The organism is Microbacterium proteolyticum (assembly GCF_030818075.1).
GTDB lineage: Bacteria > Actinomycetota > Actinomycetes > Actinomycetales > Microbacteriaceae > Microbacterium > Microbacterium proteolyticum_A.
The window spans coordinates 1-18087 of the sequence record NZ_JAUSZZ010000001.1 but is presented as its reverse complement, the minus strand read 5'-3'; the positions used below and the strand labels follow the sequence as shown (position 1 = coordinate 18087).

Here is an 18087-nt window from a genome sequence, read left to right as displayed (position 1 = left end):
GCCGCGGCCCGGCGTCCCGACTCGGTCCCCGCCGGTAGCATGGGCGGGTGTCCGCCGCCGAGACCGACGCTCCCGCGCCGTCGCTGAGCCCCTACCGTCAGATCGACCGCGACGACTGGGCTCGCATGGCCGGCGGGCTCCAGCAGCCCCTCACCGAGACCGAGGTCGTGCAGCTCCGCGGTATCGGCGACCGCCTTGACCTGCGCGAGGTCGCCGAGGTGTACCTGCCGCTCAGCCGGCTCCTGAGCCTCTATGCCCGCGCGACGCGGCGCCTCGGGGCCGACACGAGCGAGTTCCTCGGCGAGACGGATGCCACGACCCCGTTCGTCATCGGCGTCGCGGGCTCGGTGGCGGTGGGCAAGTCCACCGTCGCGCGCCTTCTGCGCGAGCTCATGAGCCGCTGGCCCGACACCCCGCGGGTGGAGCTCGTCACCACGGACGGCTTCCTGTACCCGAATGCCGAGCTCGAGCGCCGCGGCCTGATGGATCGCAAGGGTTTTCCCGAGTCCTACGACCGGCGGGCGCTCGTGAACTTCCTCAGCGAGGTGAAGTCGGGAGCCGACGAGGCCCGCGCGCCCTTCTACTCGCACGTGCGGTACGACATCATCCCCGACGCGCACGTGAGCGTGCACCGGCCCGATGTCGTCATCGTCGAGGGGCTGAACGTCCTGCAGCCGCCGCCCTCGCCCCACGAGGTCGCGGTGAGCGATCTGTTCGACTTCTCGATCTACGTGGATGCCGATGCGGCCCACATCGAGAAGTGGTACGTCGAGCGCTTCCTCGCGCTGCGCGACAACGCCTTCACCAACCCCACGTCGTTCTTCCGCGTGTTCGCCGACATCAGCGACGACGAGGCCGTCGAGCGCGCGCTCGGCTACTGGCGCGACATCAACCTCCCCAACCTCGAGGAGAACGTGCTGCCGACGCGCCACCGGGCCAAGCTCGTGCTGCAGAAGGGGGCCGACCACACCGTCGAGTCGGTGCTGCTGCGCAAGCTCTGAGCGCGGCGCGGCTCGGCGCACGGGCAACGCACGGTTCGCCCAGGCCGCGCCCGTAGACTCGGAGGCTATGTGCGGAATCATCGGTTACGTGGGTCCTCGGCCGAGCCAGGACATCCTCATCGCGGGTCTCTCGCGGCTGGAATACCGGGGCTACGACTCCGCGGGGATCGCCGTGATCGACGGCGACGGGGGCCTCGGCATGCGCAAGCGAGCGGGCAAGCTCGCGGTGCTCCGCGATGACCTCGAAGCCGTCCCGATGCCCAACGGCACCACCGGCATCGGCCACACCCGATGGGCGACCCACGGGGGGCCGACGGATGCCAACGCGCACCCGCACCTGGCCGACGACGACAAGCTCGCCGTCATCCACAACGGCATCATCGAGAACTTCGCCGAGCTCAAGAGCGAGCTGGTCGGCGAGGGCTTCGTCTTCCGCAGCGAGACCGACACCGAGGTCGCCGCGGTCATGATCGGTCGCGAGTACGCCCGCACCAAAGACCTGGTGCAGGCGTTCCGCGCGGTGGTGTCGCGCCTGGAGGGTGCCTACACGCTGCTCGCGATGCACGAGGACCACCCGGGGCTGGTCGTCGGCGCCCGCCGCAACTCGCCGCTGGTCATCGGGCTCGGCGAGGGCGAGAACTTCCTCGGCTCCGACGTGGCCGCCTTCGTCGAGCACACGCGCAACGCCCTCGCCATCGGGCAGGACGAGATCGTCGCGATCACCCCCTCCGGCGTCGAGGTCACCGACTTCTCCGGTGCGCCGGTCGAGGTCGAGCCGTTCGAGGTGACGTGGGACGCGTCCGCCGCCGAGAAGGGCGGCTGGTCGTCGTTCATGGCCAAGGAGGTCTCGGAGGAGCCGGAGGCCGTCGCCAACACCCTGCGTGGACGCATCCACGAGGGCCGCGTCGAGATCCCCGAGCTCGACGGGCTCGACGCCTTCCTCGCCGACATCGACCGCATCCTCGTCATCGCGTGCGGCACCGCCGCCTACGCCGGCATGGTCGGCAAGTACGCCCTCGAGACGTGGACGCGCGTGCCCGTCGACGTCGAGCTGGCGCACGAGTTCCGCTACCGCGACCCGGTTCTCACCGAGCGCACCCTGGTCGTCTCGATCAGCCAGTCGGGCGAGACCATGGACACCCTCATGGCCGTCAAGTACGCCCGTTCGCGCGGGGCGAAGACCCTGTCGATCTGCAACACGCAGGGAGCGACCATCCCGCGCGAATCGGATGCGATCGTCTACACGCACGCCGGCCCCGAGGTGGCCGTCGCCTCCACCAAGGCCTTCGTCGCGCAGATCACCGCGCTGTACCTGCTCGCCCTGCACGTGGGCCGCGTCCGCGGAGCCGTCGACCCGGTGGTGGCCGTCGAGGCGGTCACCGAACTCGAGTCGATCCCGGGCAAGATCGCCCGCGTGCTCGAGAGCGAGCAGGCGCGCATCGAGCAGCTCGCGCACTGGATGGCGGACACCCGCTCGGTGCTGTTCCTCGGCCGCAACGTCGGCTACCCCATCGCCCTCGAAGGGGCGCTCAAGCTCAAGGAGCTCGCGTACATCCACGCCGAGGGCTTCGCCGCGGGCGAGCTCAAGCACGGCCCCATCGCCCTCATCGAGCCCGGTCAGCCCGTGTTCGTCGTCGTGCCGTCGCCGCGCGGCTCGGGCGAGATGCACAAGAAGGTCGTGTCCAACATCGAGGAGATCCGCGCCCGCGGTGCCCGCGTGATCGCGATCGCCGAAGAGGGCGACGTCGCGGTGCTCCCCGCGGCCGACGAGGTGCTGCGCATCCCGCTCGCCGCTCCGCTGTTCGAGCCGCTGCTGGCCGTCGTGCCGCTGCACATCTTCGCGATGGGTCTCGCCGAGGCGAAGGGCCTCGACGTGGACCAGCCGCGCAACCTGGCGAAGTCGGTCACCGTGGAGTGACCGCCGTCGTCGAGGGGCCGGATGCCGTGGCATCCGGCCCCTTCGTCGTTCCTGCCCCTCTGCGCGACGTACGGTGCGACGGGAAGCCGGAGGCCTTGACCGTCGTCGGTGGGTTCGCGGTGAGGCGGGAAGCGGGGGGAGGAGCGAGCGGCGGCCGATGTCGGCGGGCACCGGCAGAATGGAGAGGATGCCGCGAGGGGAGGGCTCATGATCGTCGGAATCGGCGTCGACGTGGTCGACGTGCCGCGGTTCGCCGCGACCCTCGCGCGCACGCCGCGCCTGCTGCCGCGCCTGTTCGCCCCGGCCGAGCGCGTGCTGAAGCCCCGTTCGCTCGCCGCGCGGTACGCCGCCAAGGAGGCCTTGATCAAAGCGCTCGGGGGATCCGACGGCGTGCACTGGACCGACATCGAGGTGGCCGCCGAGCCGTCGGGGCGGCCCGTCTTCTCGCTCCACGGGGAGACCGCGACCACCGTGGCCGCGCGCGGCATCACGGCCCTGCACCTGTCGATGTCGCACGACGCCGGGCTCGCGACCGCGTACGTCATCGCCGAAGCGGGCGATATGACCGCGCCACCCGCGGTGATCCCCGCCCTGCAGCCGGCCCCGCCCACCGATATCGACGTCGCCGCCTCCCGCGACGACGCTCCGCCGCCCGGTGACCTCGTCGCGCCCGGTGAGCCCGCCGCGGCCGGTGAGCCCCAGCCCGCGGCGGCGGAGACCGATGAGACGGCGGGATTCGGTTCCGACGCCGACGCGCCAGCCGCCCACGCCGCGGCATCCGTCCCCGATGCCTCGGCATCCGGCGCCGACGCTTCGGCATCCGGCTCCGACGCTTCGGCATCCGCCGCCGGGGTCGGCGCCCAGGCGGCCGAGACGGCGGTACCCGCCCCCGATTCCGCTCGAGAGGACACCGCATGAGGATGCCGCGGGGAGTGCTGCGCGAAGCGCTCATCGACGTCGACGCCATCTCCGAGAACGTGCGGCACCTGCGCACGCTCACCGGGTCGCAGATCATCGCGGTCGTGAAGGCCGACGGGTACGGCCACGGCGCGCTGCGCGCGGCGAGGGCGGCGCTCGAGGGCGGCGCGAACCGCATCGGCGTCTCCGACATCGACGAGGCGCTGGCGCTGCGCCGCGCGGGTATCCGCGCACCCCTGTTCGCCTGGCTGCACGCGCCCGGGGTGTCGTTCGCGGAGGCCGTGCGCCACGACGTGGAGCTCGGGATCTCCGATCTCGACCAGCTGCAGCGCGCCGGGGAGGCCGCCGCGGGCGGCAAGCCGGCGAGCGTGCACCTGAAGCTCGAGACCGGTCTGTCGCGCAACGGCATCGCTCCGGAGCAGTGGCGGGTCGTCTTCTCCGAGGCCGCGCGGTTGGAGCGCATCGGCCGCCTTCGTATGATCGGCCTGTTCTCGCACCTGTCGAACACCAGCCTCGACGACGACCGGGCCGCCCTCGCGCGGTTCGAAGAGGGCGTCGCGCTCGCCGCGTCGGTCGGGCTCACCCCGCCCCTGCGCCACATCGCCGCATCGAACGCGGCGATCGCGCTCCCCGAGGCTCGTCTGGGCTGCGTGCGCATCGGCATCGGGCTGTACGGGGTCTCGCCGCTGGCGGACCGCAGCCCCGCCGATCTGGGCCTGCGCCCGGCGATGACGCTGCGCGGAGCCGTGGCGGCCGTGCGACGGGTGCCGGCCGGGACCGGGGTGTCGTACGGCTACGACTACCGCACCGAGCGCGAGACGACGCTCGCGCTCGTCCCGCTCGGCTACGCCGACGGCGTGCCCCGCCAGGCGTCGGGCCGGGGCCCGGTGTCGATCGGCGGGCGCCGCTTCACCGTCGCGGGCCGCATCGCGATGGACCAGTTCGTCGTCGACGTCGGCGACCACCCCGTGGCGGTAGGCGACGAAGTCGTGCTGTTCGGTGACCCGACCCTGGGCGTGCCCTCGGCCCGGGACTGGGCGGATGCCGCCGACACCATCGACTACGAGATCGTCACGCGCGTCGGAGCCCGCGTCCCCCGACGGGAGGTCGAGGCGTGAGCGTTCCCGAGGAGCTGCTGGGCACCCGCGAGGTCGCCGGTCCGGGCGACATGCACGACCTGGGTCGCGCGATCGGTCGCGCGCTGCGGCCCGGCGATGTCGTCGTGCTCACCGGTCCCCTCGGCGCGGGCAAGACGACCCTGACGCGCGGGATCGGCGAGGGCCTCGGCATCCGTGGTCCCGTCCAGAGCCCGACGTTCGTCATCGCCCGCACGCACCCCTCACTCGTCGGAGGCACACCCCTCGTGCACGTCGATGCGTACCGGCTCGGGGCGGCGGTCGAGCTCGATGACCTCGACATCGACGTGGAGGGATCCGCGGTGATCGTGGAGTGGGGCCGCGGGGTCGCCGAGTACCTGGCCGACACGTGGTGGGAGATCGAGATCGAGCGTCACCTCGGCGGACGCGGCGTCGACAACGCGTGCGGCGAGATCGCGGTGCACACCGTCGAACTCGACGCCGATGCCCCGCGGACGGTGACGATCTCGCGGCGGCCCTGACGGCGGTCGGACGGCCCGGCCGGAGACGCGCCGGGCCTCCCGGATCGACGCTGACCCGGTGAACCCGACGCGCCCGTCTGCGAGGCGCCGGTGCGCGGTCAGCCCATGACGGTTCGCCGACGGGGGCGCGAACGGGGCGCTCGGGGCCCGCGGTCGGCGGACCAGACGTCGCGCAGGGCGCGCACGGTCTCGCCGGGCTGCTCGACGTGGGCGAAGTGCCCGCTGTCGTCGAGGACGCGGTCGGCGTAGTCGCGCAGGAGTGTCGCCCAGCTGCGGGCGTCGCGCTCGGCGACGAAGACGTCGTGAGCGCCGCGCACCGATCGAACGGGGCAGGCGATGCGCCGCCAGAGGCCGTCGTCGTGCGTCAGCGACGCGCGCGCCGCGGCGAGGAACGCCGAGGGGCGGATCTCGGTCGCGAGCGCGTCGGTCACCGCGCGGTCGACGCGGTGGGGATGCCGGAACAACGGCCGGGCGAGCACGCGCAGCGCGCCCGTGCGCCGGAGCAGTCGCAGGAGCGGGGCCGCGAGCGGACCGAGCGCGCGCAGCACGCGCATGGCCACGACCATGCCCGCCAGCCCCGGCAGCCGCACGGCACCCGCGACCGGATGCCGTGCCACTGCGCGGGCGCCCGCCCCCGCTCGGCGAGACGATGCCGACCGCCACGGTCTCGTTCGGGAAGCGCGCCGCCACATCGAGCGCGACGACGCCGCCGAGCGAGTGCCCGACCACCCGCCACCGCGGATAGCCGAGCGCGCGTGCGACCGCCGCGACGGCGACGGCGAGATCGGCGGGATCGGGAACGGGACCGGGCGTCTCGCCCCATCCGGGCAGGTCGAGGGCGATCACGTCGGACAGGCGCGGGACCGTGGATGCCGCGAGCAGCGGCGCCCATGTCGACCACGACCCGGCCGCGCCGTGCAGCAGAACCGTCGCGACGGGGCTGCCCGCGTTGCGACCGGCCCGGACGACGATGGGTCCGACGCCCGTCGGGACGACGACGCGGCGGAGGCCCAGAGCAGTGGCATCCATGGTGCTTCTTCGGAGCGGAGGAGGCGGTCGGATGCCTTCGCGGGACGGTGTCGGGGGTGCCGGATACCCTGGAACGGTGATCATCGGCATCGACACGTCGCTCGGTACTGCCGTCGGGGCGATCGCCCGCGACGGGGAAGTGCTCGTCGACGAGCAGAGCGCGAACCCGCTCGGCCACGCCGAGGTCATCGGCGACCTGCTGCAGAGGGCCACGGCGGTCGCGCCCGCGCCCGCGCACGTCGCGATCGGCATGGGGCCCGGCCCCTTCACGGGATTACGCGTCGGCATCGCCGCCGCCCGGGTCTTCGCCCTCGGGCGCGGTGTTCCGCTGATCCCGGTGCCCAGCCACGACGGCATCGCGCTCGGCCTGCTGCTCGCGGACGCCCTCACCGACACCGACACCGGTCGTTTCGCGGTGGTCACCGACGCCCGCCGACGCGAATTCGCGTACAGCGTCTACGAGGGACTCGACGACGACGGCCTGCCCGTGCGTCTGTCGGACGCCGCCCTCAGCCCGCGTGACGAGCTCGACGCGCGCCTCGCCGACGCCGGCGCGCGCCGCTGCGACGCCACCCGGGTGTCGGCGGCGATGATCGCCCTCGCCGCAGCCCGTGCCCTCGACGCCGGCCGCACGCTGACCGGCGCGGAGCCGCTGTACCTGCGCAGCCCCGACGTCGTCGCGGCGCACGCTCCGAAGCGGGTGAGCTGATGGCGACGCGGGTCGCCACGGCCACCGACCTCGACGCGATCATGGCGCTCGAGCGGGCGTCGTTCCCGACCGATGCCTGGAGCGCGGCGATGATGCGCGAAGAACTCGCATCGACGCACGGCTGGTACGTCGTCGTCGAGGAGGCCGGTCGGCTGGTGGGCTACGCGGGGCTGCGTGCGGTGCGCGGCGCGCGCGATGCCGACGTGCAGACGATCACCATCTCGGAGTCCGCGCGGGGGCGCGGGCGGGGGCGTGCGCTGCTCGGCGCGCTGCTCGGTGAGGCGGTGCGCCGTGGTGTGCACGACGTCTTCCTCGAGGTGCGGGCCGACAACCCGGTCGCCCAGAAGCTGTACCTTTCGGAGGGGTTCGTCGAGGTGGGGCGTCGGCCCCGCTACTACCAACCCGACGACGTCGACGCGATCGTCATGCAGCTCGACCTGCGCGGGTGGGCGACGCGGCGTGCGGAAGACGCGGCATCCGGGTCGGCGGACTCGGAGACGCGCGCCGGATCCGGAGGGATCGGCCAGACTGCGCCCCTCTCCTCCGATTCTGCGTCGACCTCCACGATCGGAAAGGGCTGGTGCTGATGGACGCGCCCCTCGTGCTCGGTATCGAGACCAGCTGCGACGAGACCGGGATCGGCATCGTCCGCGGTCGGCAGCTGTTGAGCAACACCATCGCGTCGAGCATGGACGAGCACGCCCGCTACGGCGGGGTCGTGCCCGAGGTCGCCGCCCGCGCGCACCTCGAGGCGCTGCAGCCGTCCATCGACGCCGCGCTGGCCGAGGCCGGGGTGACCCTCGCCGAGCTCGATGCGGTCGCCGTGACCAGCGGCCCGGGTCTCGCGGGCGCCCTCATGGTGGGGGTGGGCGCGGCGAAGGGGCTGGCCGTGGCACTCGACAAGCCGCTCTACGCCGTCAACCATCTCGTCGGGCACATCGCCGCCGACATCCTGGATGCCGACGCGGGAGCGCTCGAGTACCCCACGGTGGCCCTGCTGGTCAGCGGCGGTCACACCTCGCTGCTGCTGGTGCGCGACCTGACGAGCGACGTGGAGCTGCTCGGCGAGACCATGGACGACGCTGCCGGCGAGGCGTTCGACAAGGTCGCGCGCCTGCTGAAGCTGCCGTACCCGGGCGGACCCGAGATCGACCGCGCCGCAGCCGACGGCGATCCCACCGCCATCCGCTTCCCGCGGGGGCTTTCGCGCGCCTCCGACATGGCATCCCACCGCTACGACTTCTCGTTCTCGGGGCTCAAGACCGCCGTCGCGCGCTGGGTCGAGCAGCACGAGGCCGCCGGCCTGCCGGTGCCCGTCGCCGACGTCGCGGCGTCGTTCCGCGAGGCCGTCGTCGACGTGCTCGTCACGAAGGCCCTCGACGCGTGCGCGCGCAACGGGGTGCCGCGTCTGCTGCTGGGCGGCGGGGTGATCGCCAACAGACGTCTCCGCGATGTCGCGCTGGAGCGCGCCGCGGCGGCGGGCGTGGCCGTACGCATTCCGCCGCTGCGTCTGTGCACCGACAACGGCGCGATGATCGCCGCCCTCGCCGCCGAGCTCATCGCCTCGGGCCGGCGCCCCTCGACGTTGGCGTTCGGCGCCGACTCGACGCTGCCGGTGACCGAGATCCAGGTGGCCGAAGACGTGGATGCCGCGGTGCCCGGCGGGCCGGCATGACCGAGATGCCGCCGCCGACGCGGCGCGCGCGGAAAGACGCCCCGGCTGCTGCCGGCGACCCGCCGCTGCCTCCCGGCGGTGCGGTGGCACAGGTCCCGGCCACGGCCCAGGGCACGGTCGCGGGGCCGCCGCGTCCTGTCGGTGCGGCGCTTCCCCCCGCGCCCGGAGGGGACGCCCCCGCGTCGGGCGCGTCGCTCGCAGCGGCGGACCAGCCGTTCGTCGACGATCCGGAACGGATGCCGACGGCCCAGCTCGAGATGGCCGCGTTCGGCGACCACCTCATCCCGTACGTGCCGCCCGTCCCGCCGGCCCCGCGCTCGCTCGCGCCGTGGGCGCTCGGGCTGGCGATCCTCGCGCTGACGGCATCCTTCTTCACCGGGTGGCTTCTGCTCCTGGGCGTGGTCGCACTCGTCTTCTCGGCCCTCTCGCTGCGTCGGGCGCACGACAGCCGCGGCGTCGCAGCGTGGGCGATGGTGCTGGCCGTGCTGTCGCTGCTGTTCAGCGTCGGCTGGTTGATCTGGGGCTTCTCGCAGCTCGCCGTCGTCTGACCGGGGCGCTCCTCCGGAGTGTCACGCGGGCGCCGGTCGCCGCGGGAACGGCAGGTTCACACGCGGTCGGCCAGTACCGCGAGCCGCTTCGATCCGACGCGCGTCACGATCAGGGTCGCCGCCTCGTCGCCGCGGAGCGACAGCTTCTTGCGCAGCACGGCCGGGTCGATGTCGACGCCGCGCTTCTTGATCTCCAGCGTCCCGATCCCGCGCGCACGCAACGCCTGGGCGAGCTTCTTCGTGTCGACGGGGAGGAGCTCGCGCACGCGGAACGACGAGACGAAGGGGCTCGTGAGCGCGGCATCCGAGGTCAGGTAGGCGATCCCGGTCGACAGCATGCCCGCGTCGAGCGCGCGACCGACCTCGCCGATGAGCCGGGCCCGGATCACCGCGCCGTCGGGCTCGTGCACGAACGCGCCGAGGTCGCGGACGTCGACGTCCGCGCTGTCGGTCGGGGCGGTGAGTTCCCAGGCGTCGTCGCCGCGTACGACGAGCGCGGCGCGGCGCACGCCCTCGCGTGCCAGCGCGCCCGCCCAGAGCACGAGTTCGATGGTCGAACCGTCGGCGCTGATCCACTGCGCCTCGACGTCGTCGGGGATCAGCGCGCGGTCGAAGCCCGGCCCCAGCTTCACGCCGCCGGGGGTGCGGCGCAGCACGTCGAACACCCACTCGAGCGACGGCGACCACTCACCGGATGCCACCTGACGGGTCTCGGCGTGCCCGGCGGTGCGTCGCGCGGGGTCGAGCCACACGGCATCCATCTCCCTCAGATCGACGTCTTCGGCGCGCGCGTGCGCGACGCTCGCGTCGTCCCCGAAGGGAGCGAGGTTGTAGGCGGCGAGGGCGGCGGTCACCTCGTCGGCGTCGACGGCATGCACGCGGATGCCGAGACCGGCGAGACCCAGGGCGTCACCGCCGATGCCGCACCCGAGGTCGGCGACGCGTCGCACGCCCGCGGCGAGGAAGCGTCCCGCGTGACGCGCGGCGATGGACAGGCGCGTCGCCTGCTCGAGACCGGCCCGGGTGAAGAGCATCCGGTCGGCGAACGGCCCGAACTTCGCGGCGGCGCGCACGCGCAGGCGGGCCTGGCCCACGACCGCGGCGACCAGATCGGGGGAGTGGCCGGCCGCCCGCAGTCGTGAGACGGCGCGCGCCGCGTCATCCGTCGAGTCCAGGGGGCCCACCTCATCGAGGAGGCGAAGCCCTTCGGGGGTGAGCAGGGCGGTGAGCTCGGCGGTGTCCACCGAACCAGCCTAGGCGGGCGGATTCGCGGGCGCCGGGGGGCGGACGAGGTCTGCGCCGTCTCCCCTCGGCAGGCGGATGGTCCCGTCGCCACCCGCGGGGGGACCACCCGGCCCCCTCCCCTCGGCAGGCGGCCGATCCCGTCGCCACCCGCGGGGGAATCACCCGACCCCCTCCTCGCACCCCCGAAAACCCCGGGGCACCCCGTAACCGATACCGGGGAGGTCCCCGATGCCGGATCCGAGCGCCGTTCCTACTCTCGACAGTACGAACAGCACCTGCGGGCCGCAGCCCGGGAATGGGATGGAAGAAATGCCTACGACTGGCGACATCAACGATTCGCTCAACCTCGGCGTCGCGGACTCGCTCAACGAGGACAACTCGCTGAACGCCGACGTCGACGTCACGGACTCGTTCAACGAGACCAACACCGAGACGGTGACCAACGACACGACCGTCGGCGTCGACGGTTCGTTCAACGAGAACTCCAACAACGAGTCCACGGACGTCACGGACTCGTTCAACGACAACTCCGACAACTCCGACAACTCGGTCGACTTCTCCTGGACCGAGGGGTCGTACAACAGCTACGTCGACAACTCCGAGACGGACGCCTCCGTCAACGCGGGCAACCGCGAGTACAACACGGGCTTCGGCGGTTCGACGGGCTCGGCGGCGGCGGCCAGCGGTGGCGGTCACACCGAGATCTGGAGCCAGTCGACGATCGTCGACCAGTCGGTCAACCAGAACATCGCCTCGGGAGGCGACGTCTCCCAGGAGTTCGGCAACGGCGCGGTGACCGCCTCGGGTGCCGACTCGATCGCCGCGGGCGGCGACGTGAACTGGTCGACCGAGGTGGACCAGTCGACCACCCTCAACGCCGAGGGCGACATCAACATCGGCAACGAGACCTCGATCACCACCGTGAGCGACTCGTTCAACACCGTCGACGTCGACTGGAGCTACACCGACGCGTCGACCGACGTCGACGTGACCGACTCGTTCAACGACTACTCGGAGAGCTACTCCGCCGACGGGTCGTTCAACACCTCGGAGGTCTTCGACACCGACACCACCGTCGAGGTCAACATCGACGCGATCGTCGACAGCGGCAACAGCTACACCGTCGACCTGCCCTTCTAAGACACCCACGAGACAAGAGAGACGAAGATCATGGTCTGGGACATCGGAAACGTCGACAACTCCGGAAACACCACGTGGGAGAACGTCGGCAACACCGACAACTCCACCAACCTCGGAGTCGACCTCGACAACGTCGGCAATGTCGACGATTCGTACGAGGAGACGAACACGACCGACGTCGACATCGTCGACTCCGGCAACGTCGACTCCGGCAACACGAACTGGGACATCTCGGACTCGGGGAACGACAACTCCGACAACTCCGACAACTCGGTCGTCGCCGACATCGAGGTCGACTCGCACAACTCCTACGAGGACAACTCGTGGACCGACGAATCGGTCAACGCCGGCAACCGCGAGTACAACACCGGCTTCGACGGCGGCTTCGGCGGCGTCGGCGGCGGTGCGGCGGCCATTCACAGCTCGGCGACGATCACCGACCAGTCGGTGAACCAGAACATCGCCTCGTTCGGCGACGTCGACCAGTCGTTCGCCAACGGTGCGGTGACGGCATCCGGCTCGGGATCCGTCGCTGCGGGCGGGAACGTCGACATCTCGTACTCGCTCGACAAGTCGACGACGATCGATTCCGGCGGTGACATCAACATCGGCAACTCCACCGAGATCGTCACCATCGACGGCTCGTACAACGAGTCGTACACCGACATCGACATCACCGACGCGTCGCAGTCGTGGTCGTTCGACAACGTGGGCAACGACGAGTCGATCGACGTGGACGTGACGGACTCGTTCAACGACGACTTCACCGACACCGAGACGAACGACTGGACCATCAACGCCGACGTGGTCTGGGGCTCGGGCAACGAGACGGTCATCGAGGTTCCGGTCATCGATCTGCCGGACGCCTGAGATCCGTTCAGACGAAACCTTCAGACGGTAGCCCTGGGCGGGATTCCCGCCCAGGGCTATCGTCGTTTCTGTTGTCCCGGCGCGAAGAGGCGCCGGCCATGATCTCGAGAGGTACCTCGCGTGAGCGCAGCGGCCGAATCCCCCACGTCCCCCGTCACCGATGCCGGCCCCGCGGGGGAGACACCTCCGACGGCGGTCCCCGGCGAACTCACCGCTCTGGTCGAGCGGGCCCGGAAGTACTCGGCCGTCCTCGGGCGCGAAGACCTGGCCGAGAAGCTGACCAGCACCCGGGCCCGCCTGCAGGATCCGCACGTGCGCGTGGTCATCGTGGGCCAGTTCAAGCAGGGCAAGAGCAAGCTCGTCAACGCTCTGATCAACGCCCCCGCATGCGCCGTCGACGACGACATCGCCACGAGCGTCCCCACCTCCGTCGGCTACGCCCAGGAGCCCTCGGCCACCGTCCTCGTCTCGCGCGAGAGCGGCGAGTCGCGCGAGATCCGCCGTGTCGACATCCCCTTCGAGCGCCTCGCCGACTACGTCACCGCGCGCGCCGCCGGGGAGCAGGACGGTGACGTGGTGGGGGCCGAGGTGCTGCTGCCCCGCGAGATCCTCAAGGGGGGTCTGCGCATCGTCGACTCGCCCGGCGTCGGCGGGCTCGAGTCCACCCGGTCGCTGGCGACGCTCGCCGCCCTGACCACCGCGCACGCGGTGCTGCTGGTCTCGGATGCGTCGCAGGAGTACACCGAGCCCGAGATCCAGTTCCTCCGCCACGCGATGCGGATCTCGCCCAACGTCGCCGCGGTGCTGTCGAAGACCGACCTCTACCCCGAGTGGCGCGAGATCCAGCGCGTCGACGAGAAGCACCTGAACGACCTCGGCGTCGACATCGACGACGTCCCCGTCTTCGCCGTCTCGAGCGACCTGCGTCTGCTGGCCGCCGAGCAGCAGGACCGCGATCTCAACGAGGAGTCCGGTTTCCCCGAGCTCGTCGCGCATCTGCGCCGCGACGTGCTGGGCAAGGCGGAGGACCTCAACCGCCGCGCGGCCGTGCACGATCTCATGACCGTCGCCGACCAGCTGTCGCTCGCGGTCAAGACGGAGCTGAACGCCCTGCAGCATCCCGAGGACACCCCGGGCATGATCGCCCGTCTCGAGGATGCCAAGGCGAAGGCCGACGACTTCCGCAGCCGCACCTCCCGGTGGCAGGTGACGCTGTCCGACGGCATCGCCGACCTCATCTCCGACACCGAGCACGACCTTCGCGATCGCCTGCGCAAGGTGCAGCGCGAGGGCGAGGCGGCCATCGACGAGGGCGACCCCGGCCCCATCTGGGAGCAGATCGCCGAGTGGGTGGACCAGCGCGTGAACGCGGCGGTCTCCGAGACGTTCGTGTGGACCAACGAGCGCTCCCAGTGGCTGGCGGAGCAGGTCGCCGAGGAGTTCCGCATGGGGGAGGAGTCGATCCCGCTCATCGACGTGGCCGGCACCGACGGCCTGCTGGATCCGGTCGAGGAGCTGCAGCACCTCGACGACGGCAAGATGGGCGCGGCCGAGAAGATCTACATCGGCGTGCGCGGATCGTACGGCGGCGTGCTCATGGTGGGCCTGGCCACGAGCATCGTCGGCCTTTCGCTCATCAACCCGCTGTCGCTGCTCGCCGGCGTGCTGGTGGGCCGCCGCGCGTTCCGCGAGGACATGTCGGCCCGGCTGCTGCGACGGCAGAACGAGGCGAAGAACCTGCTCCGCCGCCACATCGAAGACACCGTGTTCCAGGTGGGCAAGCAGCTGAAGGACCGCCTCCGCATCGTCCAGCGCACCGCGCGCGACCACTTCGGCTCCATCGCCGACGAACTGCACCGGTCACTGAGCGACTCGGTCCTGGTGGCCAAGCAGGCCGCGGCGACGTACACCGCCGATCGCGACAAGCGCATCGGCCAGCTGCAGGCGCAGCTGCGCGACATCGAGGCGCTGCGGGGGCGCATCCCCGCGGCGGGCGTCGAGGCGCCGCGCCCCGCCCCCGCGGCGGTCGGGCGATGAGCGCGGGACTGACCGAGGTCGCGCGCATCGTCGACGATGCCCTGGGCGTGTACGCCGATGACACCGCTGCGGTGGAGGTGCTCGAGTCGTTCCGCGCGCGGCTGCGCGAGCCCCTGCGGCTGGCGGTGGCCGGCATCGTCAAGGCCGGCAAGTCGACGCTGCTGAACGCGCTCATCGGCGAGCGGATCGCGCCCACCGATGCGGGGGAGTGCACGCGCACCATCACGTGGTACCGCTACGGATCGACGGCACGGGTCGATCTGCGTCTGCACGACGGCCGGCGCATCTCGCGCCCGGTGCGGCGGCAGGAGGGGCGTCTGGTCCTCGACATGGGCGGCTACACCGCCGAGGAGGTCGCGTGGATCGACGTCGCGTGGCCGAGTGAGAGTCTGCGCTCCACCGTGCTGATCGACACCCCGGGCATCGCCTCGCTCAGCGTGGAGAACTCGGCGCGTTCCACCGATTTCTTCCTCCCGCGGGACACCCCGACGGCCGCGGATGCCATCATCTACCTGCTCCGGCACGTGCACGCCGAAGACCTCAAGTTCCTCGAGGCCTTCCGCGACACCGCCGCGGGGGAGTCGCAGACCGTGAACGCCCTGGCCGCGCTCTCGCGCGCCGACGAGATCGGCTCGGGCCGCATCGACTCCCTGCTGTCGGCTGCGAAGATCGCCGATCGGTACCGCCGCGACGGGGAGCTGCGCGCCCTCGCGCTCGACGTGGTGCCCGTGGCGGGCCTGCTCGCCGAGGGCGGCCGGACGCTGCGCGAGAGCGAATTCATCGCCCTGCGTCACATCGCCCTGATGGATCGCGCCGCGCGCGACCGGCTGCTGCTGACCGTCGACCGCTTCATCCGTGCCACCGACGACACCGCGCTGAGCGTCGAGGTGCGTCGCTCCCTGCTGCGGCGCTTCGGCCTGTTCGGGGTCCGTCTGGCGGCGGCGCTGATCCGCGGCGGCGCGACCTCGTCGTCCGCCCTGTCCGACCGTCTGGTGCAGCAGAGCGGACTGGTCGAGGTGCAGCGCTTCGTCGACGATCAGTTCCGGGGCCGCGCGTTCGCGCTGAAGGCACGCGGCATCCTGCACAGCGTCGAGCGGCTCGTGCGCGAGCGCCCCCGCCCGCAGACGGCGGGGCTGCTGGCCTCCATCGAACGTCTTACCGCACAGAGCCACGACCTGCGGGAGCTGTCGCTCCTGGCCGAGCTGCGCACCGCGCCGCCCGAGCTCGACGCCGCAGCGCTCGCCGAGGCGGAGCGCATCGTGGGCGCGTCCGGTCTCTCCCCGGTCCGACGCCTCGGCCTCGGCGCCGACGCGCAGGCACCGGCGCAGCGCGAACGCATCGATGCCCTGCTGACCCAGTGGCGCTCGCTCGCGGAGTCGCCCCTGACCGACCGCCACACCGCCGATCTGTGCCGTGGTGTGGTCCGCAGCGTCGAGGGCGCGGCATCCGATCTCCTGGGCCCCGACTCCGGCAGCGGCGATCGTGTCGGCGCATCCGCCGTGCTCTCGGGCGGTCCGGCCTAGAACGAAGGGAAGCGGCATCCGACCGGGGAGGATCGGATGCCGCTTCGTCAGAAGTCCGCCGCGGAGCCGCCGGGGCTGCCGCGTCGGATGTCGTGCTTGCGCCGCGTCCAGCGCAAGGCCGCCGGGATGACGGAGAACAGCAGGCCCAGCGCGAACAGCCCCAGCTGGATCAGCAACAGACGGTCGAGCGGCACGCCCCGGTCGCCGACGGCGACGAACTGCCGCGCCGCCAGGACCGACACGGCCAGGAACAGCAGGGTGCCGAGCATCCACCATCGCGCGTTGTCTCGACGGTTGTTGAACGACACGAACGAGGTGATGTGCACCAGAAGCACCGTCACGAGAGCGCCGAAGACGCACCAGAAGACGATGTCGGCGGCGGTGCTGACGGTCTCGCCGGGGCGGGAGCCGTCGACCCCGCGGACGATCGCTTCGATGTCGGGGTCGATCGACTGGCGGATGACGAACTGGTACCCCACGGCGATGGCGCCCACGACCAGGCTGAGCACCCAACTGATCTGCGCCAGGCGCACGGCGGCGGGCGGCGGCATCTTGACCAGGACGGGCGCGGCGGCCTTGTCGTGCAGCGCGGGGCGCTCCGGTTTCGCGGCCTTGGCGGGCGGTTCGTACGGCGGCGGCGCCGGCGACCGGCGCATCTGGGTCTGGGGTGCGGACGCGCCGGAACGGCGGATGAGCTCCTGCGAGCCCACCCGCCGTTCCGAGGGCGTGTCAGAGGGTGTCATCCGAGGTGTCTTCGATGACGACGTCGTTGCCCGAGTCGAACACGACGGTGGTGTCCTCGTCGACGGAGGTGTCGACCGTGGTCTCGGTGGTGTCGTTGAAGGAGTCGTCGACGACGACGTCCGTCGAGGAGTCGTTCGCCGAGTCGGTGAGGTCCACGTCGGAGGAGTTGTCGGTCTCCGTGGTCGTCTCGGTGGTGTCGTTGTAGGACCCGTCGATGTCGGTGTTCGTCTCGTCGTTGCCGATGTTGACGTCGTTGCCGGCGTCGATGTCGGTGGACTGATCGAGCGTGGTGTCCTGGTCGACGTCGTTGCCTGCCGCGATGGCCTTGTCGCCGGAGGCGACGACTGCTTCATTGCCGAAGGTCTGGTTGACGTCGCCGTTCGCCCAGATGTTCTGGTTCACCGACTGATCGACGATGGTGTCGCGGTCGTCGATGTGGGTGTACTGCAGCTGGGTGGTGATCGTCTTGATCTCCTTGACCACCGGATTCCACTCGGGCTTGGGCGCCACGGGCACCGGCACCACCACCGGCTGCGAGACCGGGACCACGTGGGGCTTCTCCGCGATGACCGGGGCCACCGAGCAGACGTCGGCGTACGAGACATTGCTCAGCCCGCGCGCCGCCATCGCGCCCTCCGGATCCTCCTCGAACTCGGCGGCGGCCTCCGGGTCGCGCAGGAGGCTCAGGATGAATTCGATCAGCGCATCTGCCATCGTCGCCAGCGTCACGCTCATTGTGGTCTCCTCACGGTTGTTGCTTGGGATCGACGTTAGGTCGAGGGGGTGCGTGTGCGCGTCGGGGGGAACCCCCATAGCGCGGGGTGGGTCATAGGGGTTTGGCGGCGGCGAGGATGCGGGCGGGCTGCGCGGTCTCCGCGCCGGCTTCCGGCGCAGGATCGGCGGCGTACCCGTCGTCGTCGAGCGCCATGCGCAGGCGCGCCATCAGGTCGGAGCGCGAGGTCGCACCCAGGCGTCGGCGGATGCGGGCGATGTGGTGCTCGGCGGTGCGGGGCGAGATAAAGATGGTCTCGCCGATCTCCGCGTAGGTCTTGCCCTGCAGCACCAGCACCGCGACCTCGCGCTCGCGATCGCTCAGGATGCCGATGCTCTCC

17 protein-coding genes and 2 pseudogenes are annotated in these 18087 nt (G+C 71.5%); 13 read left to right on the top strand and 6 right to left on the bottom strand.

Annotated features, from left to right (window positions below; genetic code table 11):
* The first annotated feature begins 47 nt into the window (after positions 1-47).
* From coaA to tsaE, 5 genes and pseudogenes are all read left to right on the top strand, one after another.
* Positions 48-1001: a type I pantothenate kinase gene (coaA, locus tag QE392_RS00095; RefSeq protein WP_307446131.1), complete on the top strand. Its 954-nt coding sequence runs from the start codon at positions 48-50 to the stop codon at positions 999-1001.
* Between the two features lie 67 nt (positions 1002-1068).
* On the top strand, positions 1069-2919 hold the full coding sequence (glmS, locus tag QE392_RS00090; RefSeq protein ID WP_307446129.1) for a glutamine--fructose-6-phosphate transaminase (isomerizing): 1851 nt from the start codon (positions 1069-1071) through the stop codon (positions 2917-2919).
* A gap of 207 nt (positions 2920-3126) precedes the next feature.
* A pseudogene (locus QE392_RS00085) lies at positions 3127-3474 on the top strand (holo-ACP synthase); the annotation flags it as partial.
* Positions 3475-3833: 359 nt separating this feature from the next.
* Positions 3834-4955, top strand: coding sequence for an alanine racemase (gene alr / locus QE392_RS00080; protein WP_307446126.1), 1122 nt, complete (start codon positions 3834-3836; stop codon positions 4953-4955).
* Positions 4952-5455, top strand: coding sequence for a tRNA (adenosine(37)-N6)-threonylcarbamoyltransferase complex ATPase subunit type 1 TsaE (tsaE, locus tag QE392_RS00075; RefSeq protein WP_307446123.1), 504 nt, complete (start codon positions 4952-4954; stop codon positions 5453-5455). The genes alr and tsaE overlap by 4 nt, the downstream gene beginning before the upstream one ends.
* A gap of 98 nt (positions 5456-5553) precedes the next feature.
* Here the strand turns inward: tsaE and QE392_RS00070 are convergent, their stop codons facing one another.
* A complete protein-coding gene (locus QE392_RS00070; RefSeq protein ID WP_307446120.1) occupies positions 5554-6072 on the bottom strand; it encodes an alpha/beta fold hydrolase in 519 nt (172 codons plus the stop codon).
* Positions 6073-6184: 112 nt separating this feature from the next.
* A pseudogene (locus tag QE392_RS00065) lies at positions 6185-6484 on the bottom strand (alpha/beta fold hydrolase); the annotation flags it as partial.
* A 76-nt stretch (positions 6485-6560) separates the two neighbouring features.
* Here QE392_RS00065 and tsaB point away from each other — a divergent pair.
* The 4 genes from tsaB to QE392_RS00045 are packed head-to-tail and all read left to right on the top strand — an operon-like array spanning position 6561 to position 9416.
* Positions 6561-7193, top strand: a complete 633-nt coding sequence (gene tsaB, locus QE392_RS00060; RefSeq protein WP_307446118.1) for a tRNA (adenosine(37)-N6)-threonylcarbamoyltransferase complex dimerization subunit type 1 TsaB — start codon at positions 6561-6563, stop codon at positions 7191-7193.
* Positions 7193-7780, top strand: a complete 588-nt coding sequence (gene rimI / locus QE392_RS00055; RefSeq protein WP_307446115.1) for a ribosomal protein S18-alanine N-acetyltransferase — start codon at positions 7193-7195, stop codon at positions 7778-7780. The genes tsaB and rimI overlap by 1 nt, the downstream gene beginning before the upstream one ends.
* Positions 7780-8868, top strand: a complete 1089-nt coding sequence (gene tsaD / locus QE392_RS00050) for a tRNA (adenosine(37)-N6)-threonylcarbamoyltransferase complex transferase subunit TsaD (protein WP_307446112.1) — start codon at positions 7780-7782, stop codon at positions 8866-8868. Before rimI ends, tsaD begins: the two co-directional genes overlap by 1 nt.
* Positions 8865-9416: a hypothetical protein gene (locus QE392_RS00045; RefSeq protein ID WP_307446109.1), complete on the top strand. Its 552-nt coding sequence runs from the start codon at positions 8865-8867 to the stop codon at positions 9414-9416. The genes tsaD and QE392_RS00045 overlap by 4 nt, the downstream gene beginning before the upstream one ends.
* 56 nt (positions 9417-9472) lie before the next feature.
* On the opposite strand, the gene QE392_RS00040 is transcribed toward QE392_RS00045, so the two are convergent.
* Positions 9473-10660 carry a class I SAM-dependent methyltransferase gene (locus QE392_RS00040; protein ID WP_307446108.1) on the bottom strand — a complete coding sequence of 396 codons (1188 nt, stop codon included), beginning with the start codon at positions 10658-10660 and terminating at the stop codon, positions 9473-9475.
* A gap of 310 nt (positions 10661-10970) precedes the next feature.
* On the opposite strand from QE392_RS00040, the gene QE392_RS00035 reads away from it, so the two are divergent.
* The 4 genes from QE392_RS00035 (at position 10971) to QE392_RS00020 (ending at position 16231) form a co-directional block, all read left to right on the top strand.
* Positions 10971-11801: a hypothetical protein gene (locus QE392_RS00035; protein WP_307446106.1), complete on the top strand. Its 831-nt coding sequence runs from the start codon at positions 10971-10973 to the stop codon at positions 11799-11801.
* 30 nt (positions 11802-11831) lie between these two features.
* Positions 11832-12671: a hypothetical protein gene (locus QE392_RS00030; RefSeq protein ID WP_307446104.1), complete on the top strand. Its 840-nt coding sequence runs from the start codon at positions 11832-11834 to the stop codon at positions 12669-12671.
* A 120-nt stretch (positions 12672-12791) separates the two neighbouring features.
* Positions 12792-14708, top strand: coding sequence for a dynamin family protein (locus QE392_RS00025; RefSeq protein ID WP_307446102.1), 1917 nt, complete (start codon positions 12792-12794; stop codon positions 14706-14708).
* Positions 14705-16231, top strand: coding sequence for a dynamin family protein (locus tag QE392_RS00020; RefSeq protein ID WP_307446099.1), 1527 nt, complete (start codon positions 14705-14707; stop codon positions 16229-16231). The genes QE392_RS00025 and QE392_RS00020 overlap by 4 nt, the downstream gene beginning before the upstream one ends.
* 47 nt (positions 16232-16278) lie before the next feature.
* On the opposite strand, the gene QE392_RS00015 is transcribed toward QE392_RS00020, so the two are convergent.
* From QE392_RS00015 to QE392_RS00005, 3 genes are all read right to left on the bottom strand, one after another.
* Entirely contained in the window at positions 16279-16974 is a 696-nt protein-coding gene (locus QE392_RS00015; protein ID WP_307446098.1) for a hypothetical protein, read from the bottom strand.
* Positions 16961-17710 (bottom strand): IniB N-terminal domain-containing protein, encoded by a 750-nt coding sequence (locus tag QE392_RS00010; protein ID WP_307446097.1) that lies wholly within the window; start codon positions 17708-17710, stop codon positions 16961-16963. The genes QE392_RS00015 and QE392_RS00010 overlap by 14 nt, the downstream gene beginning before the upstream one ends.
* A gap of 91 nt (positions 17711-17801) precedes the next feature.
* The coding region (locus QE392_RS00005) for a helix-turn-helix domain-containing protein (protein ID WP_307446096.1) at positions 17802-18087 on the bottom strand (286 nt) is incomplete at its 5' end.